Source organism: Paracoccus sp. (in: a-proteobacteria), from assembly GCF_030538655.1.
GTDB lineage: Bacteria > Pseudomonadota > Alphaproteobacteria > Rhodobacterales > Rhodobacteraceae > Paracoccus.
This window is the reverse complement of record NZ_JAUNTO010000005.1, coordinates 67,112-87,800: the sequence shown is the minus strand read 5'-3', so window position 1 is coordinate 87,800 and position 20,689 is coordinate 67,112. Positions and strand designations below refer to the sequence as shown.

The following is a 20,689-nucleotide window of genomic DNA, read 5'->3' as shown; positions in this document are numbered from 1 at the left end:
CTGGCCATCAGGTGACAGACGTCATGTCACCACGGTGCGGCGTGCCAGCAACTGCCGCGCGATGATCGGCAGGAACAGCGCCACCCCGATCATGGTCGGCACCGGATGCGGCGCAATCAGCAACAGCGCCGCCAGCGCCAGCATCAGCCGTTCGGCCCAGTAAAGCGGCGCGAACAGCCAGCCGGTGATCGCGGCGGACAAGGCCCAGATGCCGCTGACCGCCCCAAAGAACGCCAGCGCAAAGGCCCCCCAGGTAAAGCCATCCGTCACCAGCAGCAGCGCGGGCTGGAACACAAAGACGAACGGCACCAGCGCCTTGCCCATCGACAGCCGGAACGCCGTGTTCCCCGCCTTGAAGCCGTTGGCCCCGGCGATACTGGCCGCCGCATAGGCGGCCAGCGCAACGGGCGGTGTCACATCCGCCAGCACGCCAAAGTAGAACACAAAGAAATGCGCCACCAGCGGTTCGACCCCCAGCAGGCCAAGGATCGGCGCGGCAACGGCAACCATGATGATATAATTCGCCGTCGTCGGAATACCGCAGCCCATCAGAATGCAGACAATGGCCGTCATGAACAGCGTGAACAGCAGCGTCATGGTGGAAATGCTCATTACCTCGAACGGCAGGAAACCCAGCCATGCGTGCATTCCCGCGGCCCAGCCCTGCGCGGTGCCCGTGACCATATAGGCGATCTTGAAGCCCACGCCAGTCAGCGTCACCACACCGATCACCACCCCCACCAGCGCGGCGGCGGCGGTGACGGACAGCGATTGTTTCGCACCCAGAACAAAGCCCTCGATGATGCCGTGGATCGTGCCCCGGATTCCCTCGACAACGCCCTTGGCCATCAGTTCCTGCAACAACAGCACCGCGATGCAGCTTGTGATCGCCCAAAAGGCGGCGGCAAAGGGCGTGCGCCCCGACATCAGCACACCGATCAGGATAATCAGCGGCAAGACCGACAGCCAGCCCTGACGGATCACCCGCAGCGCGTTGGGAATTTCCTCGGGGTGCAGACCGCGCAGGCCCAGACGCCGCGCCTCAAGATGCACCTGCAACAGCACGCCAAAGAAATGCATAAAGGCCGGAACCAGCGCCGCCACCAGAATCGTGGTCAGCGGCACGCCCAGATATTCGATCATCAGAAAGGCCACCGCCCCCATCACCGGCGGCGTGATCTGCCCCCCGGTCGATGACGCCGCCTCGACTGCGGCGGCGAAATGGCGGGGATAGCCGATGCGGATCATCGCCGGAATGGTCAGCGCGCCGGTTGTCACCGTATTGGCGATGGACGATCCCGAAATCGACCCCAGCAGCGCCGAGGACAGCACCGACACCTTGGCCGGCCCGCCCGAATAACGCCCGGCCAGCGCCGCCGCCACATCAATGAACAGCTGCCCCAGCCCGATGCGCGTGGCCATCACCCCGAACAGCACAAAGTGGAACACATATGTCGCGATCACGCCCAGCGCAGTGCCGTAAATCCCCTGCGAGGTCAGATACAGATGGTTGACGATCCCCGTCCAGCTGGCGCCCGGATGCACCAGAATCCCCGGCATATGCTGCCCGAAATAGGCATAGGCCATGAACAGGATCGCAATCACCGGCAAGGGCCAGCCCATCGACCGGCGCACGGCCTCCAGCAGAACGACGATCAGGATCGTGCCCATGGTCAGGTCCAGCGTGGACGGATTGCCGACGCGGAAGGCCAGATCGGAATAGATCCAGGGCACATACAGCGCCGCCACGGCGCCCAGCAGGGCAAAGGCCCAGTCCCAGACCGGCATCCCGCCGATGTCCAGCGGCCCACGCCGCGCCGAACCGTTGCCAAAGGCGGAAAAGGCAAAAAACACAATCGCCAGCGTGACGGACAGATGCAGCCCGCGATGGATCACCGCCTGTGGAATCCCGAAACCGGCGGTATAGTAATGATAGCAGGACAGCAGAAACAAAACGAAGCCCACCAGGCCGGTGGCCCAGGGCAAAAGATCGCGAAAGCGCAGTTCGGGATCGTATTTTTCCTCGATCGCCTGCAATTCATCGGCGCTCAGATGGCCGATGGCGTCATGGTCGTGATTTGGGTCGTTGTGCTGCGCCGGATTGTTGTCGCGCTTTGAATCGGTCATCCCCCGGTTCCCTTTTTATTGGCCTTGGCGGCAAAAAGGTCAGGGGGCCGATGCCCCCTGACCTGTCATCTTATTCCAGCAGGCCCGCTTCGCGGTAGAACCGTTCCGCGCCCGGATGCAGCGGAATGCCCACGCCGTCCAGCGCATGTTCTCTGGTAATCATCTTGCCCTTGGAATGGCCCGCATCCAACAGTTTGCGGGTGTTGTCATTCCACAGCGCGGCGGTGATGCCATAGACCAGATCATCGGACTGATCGGCCGATGTCACCCATTGCGCGCCCACGGCGATGGTGCCCACGTCGCCATCCTGCCCGTCATAGGTGCCGCCGGGAAAGGTATCAGCGGCGAAAAAGCTGCTGTCGGCCAGAATCTTGTCGCGCAACTCGCCGTCAATCGGCACCACCACCACGTCATGCTGGCTGGCCAGTTCCGCGATGGCCCCCGCCGGATAACCGCCGACAAAGAAGAACGCGTCCATCGCGCCATCGCGCATCCGGTCAGCGGCCTGATCGGGTTTCAGATATTCTGGGCGGATGTCGGCTTCGGACAGACCGGCGGCGTTCAGGATGATCTGCGCGTCCACCAGCGTGCCCGAACCGGGTTCGTCCAGCGATACCCGCTTGCCCGCCAGATCGGCGACCGAGCTGATGCCCGATCCGGCCGAGGCGATCAGGTGGATGGATTCAGGATACAGGTTGGCGATGACGCGCAGCTTGTCGGCGGCGGGCTGACCTTCCCAGATGCCGGTGCCGTTAAAGGCCCAGGTGGCCACGTCACCCTGCGCAAAGCCCGATTCCATCGTGCCGCCCTGAATGGCATTCACATTTGCAACCGACCCGTTCGATGCCACGGCCGAGGCGATCAGGCCCGGCACACCGCACGACCCGCCTTCGTCGCAGGGGCGCGAACCGGGCGGGTTGGAAATGGCGTTCGCCAGCAGCCCGCCAATCGGGTAATAGGTGCCCGACGTGCCGCCCGTCGCGACACGGAAAAAGTTCATCTCCTGCGCACTGGCCACCCCGGTCAGCCCCAGCGTCAGGGCCGCGGCAGCCGCCATGATCCGCTTTGCAAACATCTCGTTATCCTTTCCTGTTGGTCTGAACCCCGCACAACAGACGGGAACCCGCCGCGATTCTAGGCGACACATCCCGATGGCGCAACTGATCGAAATGGCAGGATTGCCTGAAACGCCATACAATATCGCCGATGGTTGCGGGCGGCCCCCCTTTTCTTCGCCGGGCCGATCTGCAACGCTTGGGGCAATTTTGCAGACCAACGCGACAGACAACGGGGAAACCGATATGATCCGCACAACCCTTCTGGCCACCGCGCTGACCACCCTGCCCGCCCTTGCCATGGCCGCCGACCCGGCATCCTGCGCCGCCGTGCGCCTATCTGATCCGGGCTGGACCGACATCACCGCCACCAATGGCATCGCCACCGTGGTGCTGTCCGCCCTTGGCTATCAGCCCGAGGTGCAGATCCTGTCCGTGCCCATCGGCTATGAGGCGCTGAAAACCGGCAATACCGACGCGTTTCTGGGCAACTGGATGCCCGCGCAGCAGGCGTTCCGCGACGATCTGGACGCCTCTGGCACCGTCACCGAACTGGCGCAGAACCTGACCGGCGCGAAATTCACCCTTGCCGTCACCGCCCCCGGTGCGGCGCTGGGCGTCGCCGATTTCGCCGATCTCGACGCCCATCGCGACGCCTTTGACGGCAAGATCTATGGCATCGAGCCGGGCGCGCCCGCCAACCAGTCGATTCAGGCGATGATCGAGGCCGACGAGTTTGGCCTTGGCGATTGGGAACTGGTCGAATCCAGCGAACAGGGGATGCTGGCGCAGGTCACCCGCAACAGCGTCGCAGGCACGCCCTCGGTGTTCCTCGCATGGGCGCCGCATCCGATGAACATCGCGCACGACCTGACCTATCTGTCGGGCGGTGACGCGCAATTCGGTCCCGATTACGGCGGCGCGACCGTGCATACGCTGGCCCGCAGCGAATGGGCCGATGCCTGCCCGAACGCCGCCCGCCTGCTGTCGCAACTGGTGTTCGACGTGGATATGGAAAACGCCCTGATGGCGCATATCCTTGATGACGGCGACAGCGGCGAACAGGCGGCGCGGAAATGGCTGGCCGCCAACCCCGACCGCCTGATCCCATGGCTGGAGGGCGTGACCACGCTGGACGGACAGCCCGGACTGGACGCGGTGCAAGGCGCATTGTGAAGCCCAACTTCCTGATTCTGATGGCGGATCAGCTGTCGGGGGTCTTGTTCCCCGACGGCCCCGCCGATTTTCTGCACACGCCCAACCTGCGGCGTCTGGCGGCGCGCAGCACCCGCTTTGCCAATACCTATACCGCCAGCCCGCTGTGCGCACCCGCCCGCGCGTCCTTTATGTCGGGGCAACTGCCGCGCCGCACGCAGGTCTATGATAACGCAGCCGAATTCGCCTCCAGCATCCCGACCTACGCCCATCACCTGCGCCGCGCGGGCTGGCACAGCTGCCTGTCGGGCAAGATGCACTTTGTCGGCCCCGACCAGCTTCACGGCTTTGAACAGCGGCTGACGACCGACATCTACCCCGCCGATTTCGGCTGGACCCCCGACTGGCGTAAACCGGGTCAGCGGATCGACTGGTGGTATCACAACCTTGGCTCCGTCACCGGCGCGGGCGTGGCGGAAATCACCAACCAATATGAATATGACGACGAAGTGGCCTATCACGCCTGCCGCAAGCTTTACGATCTGTCGCGCGGGGCAGACGACCGCCCGTGGTGCCTGACGGTCAGCTTTACCCACCCGCACGACCCGTTCGTGGCCCGGCGCAAATACTGGGATCTTTACGAAAATGCCCCCGAACTGGAACCGCCCCCGGCGATCCCCTACGCTGACATGGACCCCCATTCCCAGCGGCTGATGGACGCCTGCGATTGGCGCGCATCAGCGATCACGCCAGACCATATCCGCCGCGCCCGGCAGGGATATTTCGCCAATATCAGCTACATAGACGATAAAATCGGCGAAATTCTGGACGTGCTGGACCGCACCCGGCAAGACGCCATCATCCTTGTGCTGTCCGACCATGGCGAGATGCTGGGCAATCGCGGGCTGTGGTTCAAGATGAACTTCTTTGAGGGGTCCGCCCGCGTCCCGCTGATGATCGCCGCACCGGGGATGGAACCGGGGCGCATCGATCACCCGGTGTCCACGCTGGATGTGCTGCCCACGATCTGCGATCTGGCGGGCCTGCCAATGGACGAGATCGCGCCTTGGACCGACGGCCATTCGCTGCTGACCCCAACCGACCGCCCGCCCGTGCCGATGGAATACGCCGCCGAAGGGTCCATCGCGCCGATGATCGCCCTGCGCGACGGGCGCTGGAAATACATCGCCTGCCCCGCCGATCCCGAACAACTGTTCGACCTGAGCGCCGACCCGGACGAGCGGCACAACCTCGCCCCCGACCCCGCCCACGCCGCCACCCTGACCCGCCTGCGCGACATGGCGGCGGCGCGCTGGAACCTGCCCGCCTATGATGCCGAGGTCCGCGAAAGCCAGGCGCGCCGCTGGATCGTCTATCCGGCCCTGCGGCGCGGTGCCTATTTCCCGTGGGACTACCAGCCGCTGCAACAGGCGTCCGAGCGTTACATGCGCAACCACATGGACCTGAACGTGCTGGAGGAATCGCAACGTTTCCCGCGCGGGGAATAGGGTCACGCGCCCCATACCCTTGCGCGGGCCTGGCCGCGCCTTTGCAGCCCGCACCCCGACCACCCGCACCGGCAAGCTGTGCCCCGGCCAACAGGTCACTTCCGGCAGCATCAACCACGGCTGCTTGCAGCTGCCCCATATGCGCCATCGGGATCCGCCCGACACGGACATCCCGCGTTCCGGCACGCCAAAGCACCATCCCCGGCAGCATGTCGTCGCCATTGAACAACCGGCCAGCGCAGGCCGCACGAAACACCCCAGTCTGGCAAAGCCCGCTCACCTGCCCGGCAAAGCTGCGCATTTCGCCCACGAATGAAACACATCCCCCGTATCACCGCATCTGCGGCAAAGGCGCTGTGGCTGCGAGGCTGACAGGTCAACCACGGCGCGCATCAACATCCCGCCGATGCGCCCCCCGATGCGTGCCGTGCTGTGATCCGGTGTCCCGGCGCGCGGTCCAGCATATCGGGCCGCATATCGTCGCGATTGGACAACCGGCCAGCGCAGACCACGCGGAACATCTTGGAAAACCGAGACATCCGCCTGCAAACGCGACCCTGCGTCTCGCCAATGCCGTCATACACATCCTCCGCCCCACCCCATCTGCGGCAAAAGCACCGCTGCTGCGGGTCTGCTGGTTCAGGTCACGGCACGCGTCAATATGCAGCCGACGTGTCCCGTGCCACAGATGACAGCACCGCCCCACAACCTCCGGCTTTCACCACGGGGCACCTTAGGCGATCCCCCGCACCTCTGTATCCCCCGCAACCGGATCACCCCACGACGCAAGATCGGCCAAACAACCGGCACCCCCGCGTCCTGTTTGGCCAAATACGCATTTTCGGGTGGCTCCGCGCCCCCGATCCCTGTCAAGCGTGCGCTGCCTGTGTACAGGTTGTGCACAGCCTGTGCATCCTCTGTGCACGGGCTGTGCAGCCAAAAACCCAGCAAATGCAGGTGTTTTTGTGGCAGACCGCCCAGCCCGTTGCACAGGCAACGCGCGCCCCTGTTGCGCGCCCGCAAACGAAAACGGCGCGCCCCTTTCGGAACGCGCCGCCAATCTTGGAAAGATCAGCCCGCCGCGCGGGCCGCCGCGATGGCGTTTTCCACCGCCCGGCGTGCCTGCGGGCTGTTGGCCCAACAGCTTGCGCCCAACGCCGCAGCCGTGCCACGGCAAATCGCCCCGGCATCCGCCGCAGCGAGCGAGGCAAGGTCGTGAAACCCTGCCTCCTCCAGTCGCTGAACCACCATCGGCCCGACGAATTTCGCGCCCAGCAGAACCTGTCGTTCGTCGGGCGCGAACGGCATCAGAGCCGTTCCAGCGCCAGTGCGATGCCCTGACCGCCACCGATGCACATGGTGACGATGGCACGCTTGCCGCCGATCCGCTCCAGCTCGTACAGGGCCTTGACGGTCAGGATCGCGCCAGTGGCGCCGACCGGGTGGCCCAGTGCAATCGCACCGCCGTTCGGGTTCACCTTGGCCGGGTCCAGACCCAGCTGCTTGTTCACCGCCAGCGCCTGTGCGGCAAAGGCTTCGTTCGATTCGATCACATCGAAATCACCCAGCGAAAGCCCGGTTTTTTCCAGCAGTTGCCGAACCGCGGGCACCGGGCCGATGCCCATGATCCGCGCCGGAACACCCGCCACGGCATAGCCCAGCAGCTTGGCCTTGGGCGTCAGACCGGCCTTTTCGGCGGCCTCGGCACGGGCCAGCACCACGGCGGCGGCGCCATCGTTGATGCCCGAGGCGTTACCGGCGGTCACGGTGCCATCCTTCTGGAAGGCGGCGCGCAAGGCACCCAGTTTTTCCAGCGTGGTGGCCTTGGGGTGTTCGTCGGTGTCGAACACCGTCACACCCTTGCGCGACTTGATCTCAAAGCCCGCGATCTGATCCTTGAAGCGGCCTTCCTCGATCGCCTTGGCGGCGCGGTTCTGCGATTCCAGCGCAAAGGCATCCTGCTCTTCGCGCGTCACGCCGTTTTCGGCGGCGACGTTTTCGGCGGTGATGCCCATGTGGCCGGTGCCCATCGGGCAGGTCAGCGCGCCAACCATCATGTCATACATGGTGGCATCGCCCATCCGCTGCCCGTGCCGCATGGTGGGCGAGGCATAGGGCGCGCGACTCATGTTTTCGGCGCCGCCGGCAAGGGCGAAATCGGCATCGCCCAGCATCAGCGCCTGCGCCGCCGAAACCACCGCCTGCGCGCCCGAACCGCACAGCCGGTTCACGTTCATCGCCGGGGTGGTGTCGGGAATCCCGGCCTCCAGCATGGCGGCGCGCGACAGATACATGTCGCGTGGTTCGGTGTTGATGACATGGCCGAACACGACAGTGCCGATCTGGTCCGGCGACACGCCGCCGCGTTCCATCGCGGCCTTGGCGACATGCGTGGCCAATTGAATCGGCGGGACCGAGGCCAGGCTGCCGCCAAAGCCGCCAATGGCCGTGCGCGCGCCCGACAGGATAACGATATCCGACATGAAGTTCCCCCTCTATGTAAAATGCTCCTGCGACCTTAGTGCGAGAACCGGGCGTCGAAAAGCCCTTGCGTCACGCAGGCCAGTCGCCCGACAATGTGGCGATGACCGAACCGGCTGACAACCCGCAAAAGCCCGCTTTGCCCCGTATCAAGCTGCGGCTGGATTACGGCCCGGCGTTGACCCTTGGCCCCGGCAAGGCCGATCTGCTGACCGGCATCGCCGAGCTTGGCTCGATTTCCGCCGCAGGCCGCCGCATGGGCATGAGCTATAAGCGCGCCTGGTCGCTGGTCGAGGAAATGAACAGCGCCTTTGCCCGCCCGCTGGTGGACAGCGCGCGTGGCGGGCCGGGCGGGGGCGGCGCGGTGCTGACCGAAACCGGCGCGCAGGTGCTGGCGCATTTCCGGGCGCTGGAAACGCTGCTGGCGGGGGCGGGGGCAGGCGATATTGCCGCGATTACGGGGATGCTGGACGATATGTCCCGGCAGAAATGACGCTTGCCTGTCAGGGCACGGCGCGGTTATGGTCATACAAACATAACCAGAGGTGCCAAGATGCCGTCCCTGACCCGCCGTGCCGTTCTGGCCGCGACCATCGCCCTGCTGCCCGTCGTAACGCAGGCCGAAGACATCACCATCTTCGCCGCCGCCAGCCTGAAAACCGCGCTGGACCGGATCGTCGCCGACGTTCCGGGCACGGTGGTCATTTCCTATAGCGGATCATCGGCGCTGGCGCGTCAGATCGTGTCGGGTGCGCCCGCCGACATTTTCATCTCGGCCTCGGTGCCATGGATGGACGAGGTGGAAACCGCCGGGCTGATCGTGGATGACAGCCGCCGTGACCTGCTGGGCAACGATCTGGTGCTGATCGCGCATGGTCAGGGCGCGGCGCTGGAATCGCTGGATGGATTCGCCGCGACGCTTGGCAATGACAAGCTGGCCATGGCGCTGGTCGATTCCGTGCCCGCCGGGGTTTACGGCAAGCAGGCGCTGGAATCGCTGGGGCAATGGGCGGCTTTGGAACCCCATGTCGCGCAGGCTGATGACGTGCGCGCGGCCTTGGCGCTGGTGGCCTCGGGGGCGGCCCCTTACGGCATCGTTTATGCCAGCGATGCGGCGGCGGAACCCGCCGTTTCGGTGGTCTATACCTTCCCGGACGACAGCCACGACCCGATCACCTATCCCGCCGCGCGGCTGACCGATAACACGGCAGCGGCTGAATTTCTGAACGCGCTGTCGGGTGATGCGGCGCGCGCGGTCTTTGCGGAAAACGGCTTTAAACCGCTGCCGGAATGAGCTGGCTCGGCCCGCAGGAATGGGCGGCGGTGCTGCTGTCGCTGCGGGTAGCGACGGTGGCGACGCTGGCCGCGCTGCCCCTGGCCATCGGCCTGGGCTGGGTGCTGGCGCGGCGGCGGTTTCCCGGCCACGGGCTGCTGTCCGCCGCGCTGCATCTGCCGCTGGTGATGCCGCCGGTCGTCACCGGCTATCTGCTGCTGCTGCTCTTTCGCCGTAACGCGCCTGTGGGCAGCTTTCTGGCCAGCATCAACATGTCGCCCGCCTTTCATTGGACCGGCGCGGCGATTGCCGCAGGCGTCATGGGCTTTCCGTTGATGGTGCGCGCCATCCGGCTGGGGTTCGAGGCGGTGGACCCAAGGCTTGAGGCAGCCGCATCCACCCTTGGCGCCAGCCGCGCGGCGGTGTTCGTCACTGTCACCCTACCGCTGATCCTGCCCGCGATCATTGCCGGAACCGTGCTGGGTTTTGCCAAGGCCATGGGCGAATTCGGCGCGACCATTACCTTTGTCGCCAACATCCCCGGCCAGACCCAGACCCTGCCATCGGCCATCTATGCCCTGCTGCAAGTGCCCGGCGGCGAGGCGGCGGCGATGCGGCTGGTCGGCATATCTATTGCCATCGCCATTCTGGCCGTGCTGGCATCCGAGGTGCTGGCCCGGCGCGCGCAGGCAAGGCTGGCCGCATGAGCCTGTCGGTTGCCTTTCGCAAGGCCTTTCCCGGCCTGTCGCTGGACGTGGCCTTTGACGCACCGGCCGGGGTGACGGCGATCTATGGGCCATCCGGCTGCGGCAAGACCACCACGATCAACGCCATCGCCGGGCTGATGACGCCCGATGCCGGGCGCATCACCCTGAACGGGCGCAATCTGTGGGCCGACGACCACGGCCTGCCGCCACATCAGCGCCGCATTGGCTATGTCTTTCAGGATGCGCGGCTGTTTCCGCATCTCAGCGTGGCGGGCAATCTGGATTACCCGGCCCGCTTTGCCCCCGCCCCGCCGGATGCCGCCGCCCGCGCCCGCGTCATCGACATGCTGGACATCGGCGCATTGCTGCACCGCCGCCCTGCCGGGCTGTCGGGCGGTGAACGCCAGCGGGTCGCCATTGGCCGCGCGCTGCTGTCATCGCCCGATCTGCTGATTCTGGACGAGCCGCTGGCCTCGCTTGATCCCGCGCGCAAAGCCGAGATCCTGCCGTTTCTGATGCGGCTGCGGCAAGCAAAAGGGCCGCCGATCCTGTATGTCAGCCATTCCATGGCTGAAATCGCCCGGCTGGCCGATACGCTGATCGTCATGACGCGCGGTCGGGTGGCCTATGTCGGACCGCTGGCGGCGGCGCTGTCCGACCCCGCTGCCGCCCGCACCATCGGCGGGGCCGAGGGCGGCGCGATCCTGCCCGCCACCGTCGCCGGGCCGGGGCCGGACGGGCTGACCCGGCTGGACACCCCCGCCGGTCCGATCCTGCTGGCCGATCCGCCCGGTGCGCCCGGCACAGCGCTGCACCTGCGCATTCTGGCGCATGAGGTGATGCTGGCGCGCCAGGCCCCCACCGGACTGTCGGCGCTGAACGTGCTGCCTGCCCGCGTCACCGCGCTGTCTGAATCGGGCAGCCGGGTTCTGGTGCAACTGGCCATGGGCGAGGCACGGATGCTGGCCGAAATCACCGTCCGATCCGTCACGACCCTGAACCTGCACCCCGGCAGCGATTGTTTCGCCGTCATCAAAACGGTGGCGCTGATCCGCCAATCGTGACCGCTGTTTCATTCGTGATTCCACAACGCCGCGATTTCCCCTATGATCGCGGGAAAAAGAACACGAGGCAGTGATGAACAGGCTTTTGAAACTGGCCATTGTCGGGCTGGTCGCGTCATGCGGCGGCGGCGGCAACTTTTCCGCTCCGCGCAATCTGGACAATGCGTGCCTGCTGGTGCGTGAACGCCCGGCCTATATAAATGCGATGCGGGCAACCGAACGCCGCTGGGGCGTGCCGGTTCATGTGCAGATGGCGACGATCCATCAGGAATCGAAATTCATCGGCGACGCGCGCACCCCGCACCAATATGCGCTTGGCGTCATCCCCATCGGGCGGCAAAGCAGCGCCTTTGGCTACAGTCAGGCGCTGGACGGCACATGGGATGAATATGTCAAGGAAACCGGCAACCGCCGCGCCCGGCGCGACAGTATCCGCGACGCGACCGACTTCATGGGCTGGTATATGCACGGCACCACCACCCGTCTGGGCATTTCCAAATGGGACGCGGGCGGGCAGTATCTGGCCTATCACGAAGGGCGCAGCGGCTTTGCCCGTGGATCGCATATGAACAAGCCATGGCTGCTGCGCGTGGCGGGCAATGTCAGCCAGCGGTCGGCGATGTATCAGGCGCAACTGGCCAGCTGTCGGTAAGGTGGTCGTTCGACCGTCCGCTGGTACCGCTCAGGGTGGCCCTTGCGACACAAGGCACAGCGCCGGGTTTCATCTGACTGACGGCGGACGCAAGCCGGAAACGCCGCCCGGCCTTGGCATCATCCGCACGCGGGCAACCTGCCGCCCCCTGCCGCGCGGGCAAAAACGGGCCACGGCCATCGGCTTTGGCAAACGCACCCACCCGCATGGCGGCAAAGGCACGGCTGCCCCACCGTTACCGGCTCTGATCTGCTGACAGGGCGTCGGCGGCGCGCTTACCCCGGCCCACCTATCGCGCGAATACCCCCGACCAATCGGCAAAGCCCTTGATCTCGATGGGATTGCCGGATGGGTCGCGAAAGAACATCGTGCCCTGCTCGCCGGGCTGTCCGGCAAAGCGGATGGTGGGCGCGATCACGAAATCCACTCCGGCGGCCGTCAGCCGGTCGGCCATGGTCTGCCAATCGGCCATCCGCAGCACCAGCCCCAGATGCGGCATCGGCACCAGATGATCGCCCACCCGGCCCGTGTCGGTGCTGGCAAAGGGCTGGCCCAGATGCAGGCTGATCTGATGGCCCGCCATATCAAAATCGACCCATGTTTCGGTGCTGCGCCCCTCGGCACAACCCAGAACGCCGCCGTAAAAGGCCCGCGCCGCATCCAGATCGGTAACGTGATAGGCAAGGTGAAAGCGGCTTTCCATGTGACTCAGTCCTCCAGTTACCCCCCGATCAGGACCCCGCCCAATGGGGTCGCGGCAAAACCGCAGACGACAGCTCCCGCCTTGGCCGCTTGGGGCTGGAACACTGTGCAACAGCGCGAAACAAGCGTCCAGTGTCCGTCACCAGCACCAGACCTTATTGAAAAGCAAGGCATAAATCAGTTGGCGACGGTCAGCGCCCCCATTTAGCCCCCCAAGCTGACATCAGACCTTTCCCCGCCTGCGACCCGTATGGATGATATAACCTTTCGCGTGTGGAGTGTCGCCAGCCCCTGATCGTTGTCAGGCGTGACCCGATAAATGCCGGACAATCTGTGCCCCTTGGCCGCGCGGCATCCCGCCTGTCGCGTTGCAATCGGCCCGGCCTGCGCTTATCTCGGGGCAGCAAGCGCACGGTGCCCATGAAAACCATTCCCCGTCCCTTTATCGCCATCATCGCCCTGTGCTGTCTGATCGAGGCGGCGCTGAGCCTTGCGCCGCTGCTGGGCGCGCCGGTGGGCGTGCGGCAACTGGTGTTTGCACTGGGCGGTTTCTGGCCCGCCATCGTCGGCACCGGGCGCGGCGTCTATCCGTTTCAGGATCTGGCGATGTTCATCAGTTATGGCTTTCTGCACGCCGGGCTGGCGCATCTGGCGATGAACATGCTGTCGCTGGCGGTTCTGGTGCGCGAAATGGCCCCGGCACTGTCCACGGCGCGGCTGCTGGCGATCTATGCCGTGGCGCAGGTGGCCGGGGCGCTGCTGTTCTGGCAGATGCACCCGATTGGCGGGCCGATGGTCGGCGCCTCGGGGGCGGTGTTCGGGCTGGCCGGGGCGCTGTTCGGCTTTGCCGTGATGCGATACCGGGCGCGGGGGTTACCGATGGGCGGACTAATGCGGTCCGCCGCGATCCTGATCGGGCTGAACCTGATCCTGACGCTGCTGATGCCCAGCGTGGCATGGCAGGCGCATCTAGGCGGCGCGCTGGCCGGGCTGATCATGGGCGCGGTTTATGGGGCGATGCCGACACGTCAAAGCGGGTCGCGGGCTTAGCGGGCCGCGCCAAAGCCAAACAGTTCAGCGCAAGAGCTTTTCATAGCGTTATCAGCGGATGCACCCTTCAGTGCGGCAACGCATTCATACTGAAAGTCCAGAATGGCACCCGTCTTTCTGGATGACATGTAATAATCCAAATAAGACGCACCCATTGCAAAAACAATGGACAAGGTTACAAAGAATCTGACAACGCCATTTTTGTAAATATCAGACAAAAGTGCAATAAATACCAAAGCCGTTCCTGAAAACATGCACAGCACAAGCAGCCAGACCAAAAAACCATACCCACCGGCTGTGCCAAGCAAGATGTCGCAAACCTCTGCGACAAGCATAAGAATCAACAGCAACAGCCCCCATCCAACAGCTGCCCGAGACTTTAAAAGAAATTCAGGAATCCTTTTCCGGGCACCATCCCGAATCCCGACAACCTGCGTCACATAATGCATCACCCCGAACAGCAGCATTAAAGCCAAAAAAGCGATTACAAGCCACAGGATGCCCCGCAGGATATACGACAATGGCGCAGCAGATGCGAAAATATTGAAGTATGAACCACTCCCCACAACGCCAACAAGCTGATACACAACCGCAGCCAGAGCCACCAGAATCGCCAACCCTTGACCGCCTTCGACATAACGAAAGCACTTCTGCCATAGGGTTTTTGCAGGCTTGGGCCTTGAAGTATTTCCGTAGATACAAATTCCACGCCCACGCCGCCCAAGATACGTACGCCTGCTTTTGCCAGATTGTCGCGACATAATCCTCATATAGCACGCTTCAATACGACTGCGACCCCGCAGCCGTGGTTTCAAGATATTGCCCTGCCCGTGCACGCGCCCCTAGCGCCGTTCGCCCGCGTTATTTTCCCGCGACAGATAATCGCGCCATAGATGTGGCGGCTGCGGCTGGCGCTTGCCGCGCAGGCGGGCCTGAAGACGATGCAGCGTGTTACCCAGCAAAAACAGTGCATTACCTGCCCACAGCCCCGCCGCGCCGTGATTGCGCCGCAAATAGCGGCTGCGCGATTGCAGCCAGATCGGCGACAGCGGCCTGGCCTCTGGCGGCGGCTCGCCGGGGCGCAGGCCGGTAGATTGGCCTTCGTAATGCACGACAAGGCTTTCGGCGACGAACCAGACCTGTTGCCCGGCGCGATGCGCGCGCGCCATCAGGTCGGTTTCCTCGAAATACAGGAAAAAGCCGTCATCCATCAGACCGACCTCATCCAGCAGGCTGCGTCGCGCCATGAAACTGGCCCCCGACACCCAATCGACCTGCTGCGTCTCGCGCAGGGTCAGCATCGGGATCATGCCCGAGGGCACCAGCCGATCGACCGGGCCAAAGCACAGCCCGCGAAAGAATTCGCGCCATGGCACCGGAAAGCGGAACCCCGAGGTGGCAAGGCTACCATCAGGGTTCAGCAACTGGCTGCCCGCGATGCCCGCTTGCGGGTGATCGCGCAGAAATTCCCACAGCCGGTCCACCGCGCCGGGGCGGATGACCGTATCGGGGTTCAGGAAATGCACATAGCCGAACGAAGGGTCCGGCTGAACCGCACGGCGATAGATCGCGTTATTGCCATAAGCAAAGCCACCGTTCTTGCCGATGGGCGCACATTCGGCCCAATCATAGCCCTGCTGCGCGATATGCGCATTGATTGCCTGAACCGAGCCATCGCCGGATTCGGCATCGCCGATGAAGACCCGCAGATCCAGACGCGCGGCGGGATCGACCAGCGAATCCAGACAATCGCAAACCAGTTGCGGCGTGCGGTAATTGACGATGATGATTGCGATACGGTCGCCCGACATGACACATGAACCCTTGGACACAACGCCGCGCTTTTACTGCATCGGCGCGCGCCGCTCAACCTTGGGCGTGATCGGGGGCGTCGTCAGGGGCCGCGCCCTCGGCTGTGACCAGCCGACGCATGGCAGCGCGGAACGTCTCGGCCCCGGTCTGCGCCAGCAAAGCAGCGGTCTGGTCAGGGGCCTGCGTCAGATATTCGGCGATCAGCCGGTGCCCCAGCCCATAGCCGGCCCATTTGCGCAGCCCGCCCTTGCCCTGAAACCACTCGGCATAGCTGAAATCCAGCCGCGACCATTCGTTCTGCGCCCGCCGCGCCAGCCCGGACGAGGGCGCAGTGCGATCCCAGGGATCAGGCTGGCCGCCCAGCACCTGCACGACGAAATGCCCCGCCAACCCCTCGCTGACCAGTGTTTCACCCAAAGACCGGCCATAGCCCGGCCCGGCCCAGCGGATGATGTGGTGCATCTCGTGCAGCAGGGTGCGGATCAGCGCCTGTGCATCATATCGCGCCGGGTCCAGCACGATTTCGACCAATCCCGGCGCAGGGGCATAACCCGACACACCCCAATCGGTGATCCCGCCCCCCGGTTCTGCCCGCACCACCAGATCAAAATCTGGCACTTCGGTCAGTTCCGACGCCATCGCCACCGCATGACGCGCCCCCGCCCTGATCTCGGACAGAACCGGCGTCAGCGCATGGCGCGCGTTCAGAGGGTGCAGATAAAAGGTCGTCATGGGGGCGGTGATGCCCGATCCCGCGCCGCATGGAAAGGCCCTCAGTCCCGCACAGCGGTCAGAGGGGCGGTCAACCGCTCAAGCTCTTGTGCGATCCGGGCCGCACGATCCGCCAGAAACGCGGCATAGTCATCGCGCCAGATCGGAGAATCCGGCCCCGCGTCGATGAAATGCGTCGCGGCCGATTGCAGGAACCGCGATGCCGAACGAAATTCCGCCATATAATCAGACGGCGCCCGCGCCTTGATCTTTGCCTTGTTCAGCCAGGCATCGACCAAGGTGATATTGACCACGCTGTTTTCGCTGATCCCCGGCGGCACACCATTGTTTTTCAGGAATGCCTTGGGGAAGAAGTGATGGAAGTTCTTGCTGTTGGCAGCTTGCATCGTGCTGTTATCCAGATCAACCTGATGGTTGTGGTTGTCGAACGCACGCGGATTTTGCCGCGCCAGAACCGCCATAATCGTCTTGGAAAAGGCACTGCCTGCCCGAAACTCCGCATCAATCAGATCATCTGCGTTGATCCGAACCTCGAAATCCACCTTCAGACGCCCGGATTCGACCAGCCGCTTCATCGCAGTGCAATCCTGATTCAGAACAGTTTCCAGCGGGCCGGTAAACCGCCCTGCCCAGCCCGCGCCGTAAAGATATGCGATCAATTGCTCTGCTTCGTCCGCAGATGCTGGTTTGTTGTTTTTCAGATGAAAGAAATACGCCAGCGGCACCAGAAGCGAGGTGTAAGGCATCAGCCGCGACAACCGCATTCCGCCCTGCTGCCGGACAAAATCAACCGCTGATTTCAGCGATGCCTCAACCGCAGACCAGATGTCGATGAAATCGCGTTTCGACAGATTCAGGATGCGCGTCTTGCGGACATCCTGCACCAAAATCGCTGCGGCCAGATGCAGCACGCTGACCGGATCGACGGTATCAAAATCAACCTGAGAAAATCGGCCGATCAGGTCCGACCATTTCTCACCCAGATCGAAATCACGTTCAGGATCATAGGTCTTGGCCACCATGACTTCAAACACGGTCAACGGTTTTCCACCAACGTTCACACGGGTGAACACATCGGTCGCAGCCGACACCGGCGCATTCAGCAACTGAACATAGGGCACCAGATAAGAAGCTAATGCCTCGCGGTATTGACCGAAGGTTTTACGAACATCCCGTGGCAGCCTTTCAGCCACCTCGATCACATCACCGGCATACAAATCCTTTAACCGGATGCACCGCTCTGCATCGCGGTTACTGATGTCAACAGCGCAGATGTCGCCGTCGTCATCATGGGCCAGATCGACCCAGATGTCCGAAAAGTCGTGTGTTCTGCCATCAGCCAAGGTGACGGTCAGCCCTTTCAGCGCGGCAAACAGGCTGGTCAGCCGCTGCTGTCCGTCCAGAACATAATTCCGGTCGGTTCCCGGCGCAGGGCGCGGCAGGTCGATATTGCCCAGATTACGAATGTCACGCAATTCTTCCCTGGTGTGCCACAGGATCAGCGATCCGATGGGATAGCCGCGCAGGATACTGTCCACCAAGGCCGCGGCAGCTGGCACCTGCCAGACGTAATCACGCTGAAAATGCGGCAGGCAATACAGCCCCTGTTCAATATTCGAAATCAGGTTCGCCGCGTTCAACTGATGCGGAATCGTCTGCGGTCTCATCTGTCTTTCCCCCGCTGCCATGAATTTCTCCATAGCAGCGTGGGGTTAACAAATCGTGAAAACCGTCATACCTCGGGCACCAGAACCTCGCGCTTGCCGACGTGGTTGCTGGCGGACACGACGCCCTGCTCTTCCAGCTGGTCAACCAGACGCGCCGCCTTTTGATAGCCGATGGACAGTTTGCGTTGCAGATAGCTGGTCGAGCATTTGCGGTCGCGGGCAACGATCATCACCGCCTGATCGTAAAGCGCCTCGTCGGAATTGTCGGTGCCCAAGCCCAGAACAGCGTCGATCTGATCGGCGCGGTCATCCTCGGGGCCTTCCAGAACACCCGACTGATAGCTGGGCGGGCCAAAGGATTTCAGGTGGTTGACGACTTCTTCCACCTCTTCGTCGCTGACGAAGGGACCGTGAATACGGGCGATGCGGGCGCCATTGCCCATATACAGCATGTCGCCCTGCCCCAGCAGTTGTTCGGCCCCCTGTTCGCCCAAAATCGTGCGCGAGTCGATTTTCGACGTCACCTGAAAGCTGATCCGGGTGGGGAAGTTCGCCTTGATCGTGCCGGTGATAACGTCAACGGACGGACGCTGGGTGGCCATAATCAGGTGGATGCCGGATGCCCGCGCCATCTGCGCCAACCGCTGAATGCAGGCTTCGATTTCCTTGCCCGCGACCATCATCAGGTCGGCCATTTCATCGACGATGACGACGATATAGGGGAAGGTCTCGGGCAGGAATTCCTCGGTTTCGAACACCGGCTCGCCCGTGTCCTCGTCAAAGCCGGTCTGAACGGTGCGGCGGAACATCTCGTCCTTGGCCAGCGCCTCGCGGACGCGGCCGTTATAGCCCTCGATGTTGCGCACGCCCATCTTGGACATCTTGCGGTAACGTTCCTCCATTTCCGACACGACCCATTTCAGCGCCACGACGGCCTTTTTCGGATCGGTCACGACCGGGGACAGCAGATGCGGGATGCCGTCATAGACCGACAGTTCCAGCATCTTGGGGTCGATCATGATCATGCGGCACTCATCCGGCGTCAGCTTATACAGCAGCGACAAAATCATGGTATTGATCGCCACCGATTTCCCCGAACCCGTGGTCCCGGCGATCAGCAGGTGCGGCATTTTCGCAAGGTTCGCCACCACCGGATCGCCGCCAATGTCTTTGCCAAGCGCAAGCGGCAGCGGGTGTGTGCCATCGCCAAAGCTGCGCGCCGACAGGATTTCGCGCAAAACCACCTTTTCGCGGCGGGCGTTCGGCAGTTCGATGCCGATGACGGTGCGGCCCGGCACGGTGCTGACCCGCGCCGACAGCGCCGACATGGACCGCGCGATATCATCCGACAGGCCGATGACGCGGCTGGCCTTCAGCCCCGGCGCGGGTTCCAGTTCATACAGCGTCACCACGGGGCCGGGGCGCACCTCGGTGATTTGGCCCTTGACGCCGTAATCGTCCAGCACCGCTTCCAGCATCCGGGCGTTTTCCATCAGCGCCTCTTGCGACATCTGATGACGGTCGCCGGGACGGGCATCGGTAAGCAGGGCCAGCGGCGGGCGTTCGTAGCTGCTGTTTTCCTCGGCAAAGCGCAGTTGCGGCTGCGCCTCGGCCTGCGCCTGTTTCGAAGGGGTAGCCTTGCGCGCAGGCGGCACCACGGTGCGCGCGGTTCCGGCACCAAAGGGCGCGGGTTCGGCCGGTTCAACGGGCGCATCATCAGGCTGCGCGGATCGGGTACCGCCATCGCGCGACAGGCGCGCGGCCACGGCGGCCAGCACCGACCCGGCACCGGACCGGCTGCGGATTGCATCGGAAATGCGATGACTGACCTCATCCTGCGAGGGGGCATCGCCGTCCCAGTCGGCCTGACGGTCGATCAGTTCGGGTTCGGGCAGATCGTCGGCGGTCAGGTCGTCCGTCTCGTCCAGCGGCTGCGGCTTGCGGCGGGCGAAAATCCCCGGCGCCGCCACTGCCGCAGGTGCGTGATCGGCAACGGCAGCAGCCCGCGCCGCGCGGCGTTCGCGCAACCGTTCCGCCATCGCGACCGAGGCCACGGCCCCGCGTCCGGCCAGCCGCATCGCACCATCATAGGCGGTCAGCAGACCGATGACAAAGCGTCGCCACAGCGCCCGCAGCTCTACCGCATCAAAGCCCAGCACAAAGGCGGTAAAGCCCGTCGCCCCGACCGCCACCAGCAGGGCGGCGATCTTGATTCCGGCATAGGGCGAAAACGGCAGCAGGTTCAGCAGGGCGGCCATCACCATATCGCCAAAATGCCCGCCAAGGCCATAGTTCTGCACCCAGTCCGCCGGCGGCACCAGCGAGGTGGCATAAACCGACCACAGCGCCACCGCGATGGGCAGGAAAATGCCGCGCATGATCCGTTCTTCGCCCCGATGCAGGATCAGCCGCAGCCCCCAGACCACGGCCCCCACAACCAGCAGCCACGCGCCATAGCCCGCGATCATCATCAGCGGCGAGGCGATATAGGCCCCGATGGTGCCCAGCCAGTTCTGCGCCGCCGCATCGGTGGCCGACAAAAAGCTGGGATCATCCGCCGACCAGCTTGCCAACATCAGCGCAATCATCACGCCCAGCACGATCAGCCCCGCGCCCAGCAATTCCTTGCCCCGGCGTTCCAGTGCCGCCTGCGTGGTCTGATCGAACAGCGGATCGCGGCCCTTGGCCTGCCAGCTTGCCATGG

General features: G+C 63.9%; 19 protein-coding genes. 9 read left to right on the top strand and 10 right to left on the bottom strand.

The features are described 5' to 3' along the window. Window positions 1-21: 21 nt before the first annotated feature. Window positions 22-2,127 carry a TRAP transporter permease gene (locus Q4G22_RS05140; protein ID WP_303384828.1) on the bottom strand — a complete coding sequence of 702 codons (2,106 nt, stop codon included), beginning with the start codon at window positions 2,125-2,127 and terminating at the stop codon, window positions 22-24. A gap of 70 nt (window positions 2,128-2,197) precedes the next feature. Further along, the gene (locus Q4G22_RS05135; RefSeq protein ID WP_303384827.1) at window positions 2,198-3,202 is read right to left on the bottom strand and encodes a TAXI family TRAP transporter solute-binding subunit; all 1,005 of its coding nucleotides are present in this window, start codon (window positions 3,200-3,202) and stop codon (window positions 2,198-2,200) included. A gap of 226 nt (window positions 3,203-3,428) precedes the next feature. On the opposite strand from Q4G22_RS05135, the gene choX reads away from it, so the two are divergent. The 3 genes from choX (at window position 3,429) to Q4G22_RS05120 (ending at window position 6,161) form a co-directional block, all read left to right on the top strand. Then, window positions 3,429-4,358: a choline ABC transporter substrate-binding protein gene (gene choX / locus Q4G22_RS05130; RefSeq protein ID WP_303384826.1), complete on the top strand. Its 930-nt coding sequence runs from the start codon at window positions 3,429-3,431 to the stop codon at window positions 4,356-4,358. After that, window positions 4,352-5,845: a choline-sulfatase gene (gene betC, locus Q4G22_RS05125; RefSeq protein ID WP_303384905.1), complete on the top strand. Its 1,494-nt coding sequence runs from the start codon at window positions 4,352-4,354 to the stop codon at window positions 5,843-5,845. The genes choX and betC overlap by 7 nt, the downstream gene beginning before the upstream one ends. A gap of 139 nt (window positions 5,846-5,984) precedes the next feature. After that, on the top strand, window positions 5,985-6,161 hold the full coding sequence (locus Q4G22_RS05120) for a hypothetical protein (protein WP_303384825.1): 177 nt from the start codon (window positions 5,985-5,987) through the stop codon (window positions 6,159-6,161). A 755-nt stretch (window positions 6,162-6,916) separates the two neighbouring features. Here Q4G22_RS05120 and Q4G22_RS05115 read toward each other — a convergent pair. Both Q4G22_RS05115 and Q4G22_RS05110 read right to left on the bottom strand, forming a co-directional pair. Continuing rightward, window positions 6,917-7,153: a hypothetical protein gene (locus Q4G22_RS05115; protein WP_303384824.1), complete on the bottom strand. Its 237-nt coding sequence runs from the start codon at window positions 7,151-7,153 to the stop codon at window positions 6,917-6,919. Next, a complete protein-coding gene (locus tag Q4G22_RS05110; protein ID WP_303384823.1) occupies window positions 7,153-8,328 on the bottom strand; it encodes an acetyl-CoA C-acyltransferase family protein in 1,176 nt (391 codons plus the stop codon). Before Q4G22_RS05110 ends, Q4G22_RS05115 begins: the two co-directional genes overlap by 1 nt. A 101-nt stretch (window positions 8,329-8,429) precedes the next feature. On the opposite strand from Q4G22_RS05110, the gene Q4G22_RS05105 reads away from it, so the two are divergent. From Q4G22_RS05105 to Q4G22_RS05085, 5 genes are all read left to right on the top strand, one after another. Continuing rightward, a complete protein-coding gene (locus Q4G22_RS05105) occupies window positions 8,430-8,819 on the top strand; it encodes a winged helix-turn-helix domain-containing protein (RefSeq protein WP_303384822.1) in 390 nt (129 codons plus the stop codon). A gap of 60 nt (window positions 8,820-8,879) precedes the next feature. Further along, the gene (modA, locus tag Q4G22_RS05100) at window positions 8,880-9,620 is read left to right on the top strand and encodes a molybdate ABC transporter substrate-binding protein (protein WP_303384821.1); all 741 of its coding nucleotides are present in this window, start codon (window positions 8,880-8,882) and stop codon (window positions 9,618-9,620) included. Then, window positions 9,617-10,306: a molybdate ABC transporter permease subunit gene (gene modB / locus Q4G22_RS05095; protein WP_303384820.1), complete on the top strand. Its 690-nt coding sequence runs from the start codon at window positions 9,617-9,619 to the stop codon at window positions 10,304-10,306. Before modA ends, modB begins: the two co-directional genes overlap by 4 nt. Then, window positions 10,303-11,370: a molybdenum ABC transporter ATP-binding protein gene (modC, locus tag Q4G22_RS05090; RefSeq protein WP_303384819.1), complete on the top strand. Its 1,068-nt coding sequence runs from the start codon at window positions 10,303-10,305 to the stop codon at window positions 11,368-11,370. The genes modB and modC overlap by 4 nt, the downstream gene beginning before the upstream one ends. 73 nt (window positions 11,371-11,443) lie before the next feature. Beyond that, entirely contained in the window at window positions 11,444-12,022 is a 579-nt protein-coding gene (locus tag Q4G22_RS05085) for a lytic transglycosylase (RefSeq protein WP_303384818.1), read from the top strand. Window positions 12,023-12,311: 289 nt separating this feature from the next. Here Q4G22_RS05085 and Q4G22_RS05080 read toward each other — a convergent pair whose 3' ends face one another. After that, window positions 12,312-12,725 carry a VOC family protein gene (locus Q4G22_RS05080; protein ID WP_303384817.1) on the bottom strand — a complete coding sequence of 138 codons (414 nt, stop codon included), beginning with the start codon at window positions 12,723-12,725 and terminating at the stop codon, window positions 12,312-12,314. 419 nt (window positions 12,726-13,144) lie between these two features. Here Q4G22_RS05080 and Q4G22_RS05075 point away from each other — a divergent pair, with 419 nt between their 5' ends. Next, window positions 13,145-13,774: a rhomboid family intramembrane serine protease gene (locus Q4G22_RS05075; protein WP_303384816.1), complete on the top strand. Its 630-nt coding sequence runs from the start codon at window positions 13,145-13,147 to the stop codon at window positions 13,772-13,774. Here the strand turns inward: Q4G22_RS05075 and Q4G22_RS05070 are convergent. The 5 genes from Q4G22_RS05070 to Q4G22_RS05050 all read right to left on the bottom strand — a co-directional run bounded on the left by Q4G22_RS05070 (window position 13,771) and on the right by Q4G22_RS05050 (window position 20,687). After that, window positions 13,771-14,391: a hypothetical protein gene (locus Q4G22_RS05070; RefSeq protein WP_303384815.1), complete on the bottom strand. Its 621-nt coding sequence runs from the start codon at window positions 14,389-14,391 to the stop codon at window positions 13,771-13,773. The genes Q4G22_RS05075 and Q4G22_RS05070 overlap by 4 nt on opposite strands. Window positions 14,392-14,616: 225 nt before the next feature. Then, window positions 14,617-15,585, bottom strand: a complete 969-nt coding sequence (locus Q4G22_RS05065) for a glycosyltransferase family 2 protein (RefSeq protein WP_303384814.1) — start codon at window positions 15,583-15,585, stop codon at window positions 14,617-14,619. Window positions 15,586-15,640: 55 nt separating this feature from the next. Beyond that, window positions 15,641-16,318 carry a DUF2268 domain-containing putative Zn-dependent protease gene (locus Q4G22_RS05060; RefSeq protein ID WP_303384813.1) on the bottom strand — a complete coding sequence of 226 codons (678 nt, stop codon included), beginning with the start codon at window positions 16,316-16,318 and terminating at the stop codon, window positions 15,641-15,643. A gap of 41 nt (window positions 16,319-16,359) precedes the next feature. Further along, a complete protein-coding gene (locus Q4G22_RS05055) occupies window positions 16,360-17,985 on the bottom strand; it encodes a DUF262 domain-containing protein (protein ID WP_303384812.1) in 1,626 nt (541 codons plus the stop codon). A gap of 65 nt (window positions 17,986-18,050) precedes the next feature. Next, window positions 18,051-20,687, bottom strand: a complete 2,637-nt coding sequence (locus Q4G22_RS05050) for a DNA translocase FtsK (protein ID WP_303384811.1) — start codon at window positions 20,685-20,687, stop codon at window positions 18,051-18,053. Window positions 20,688-20,689 lie beyond the last annotated feature (2 nt).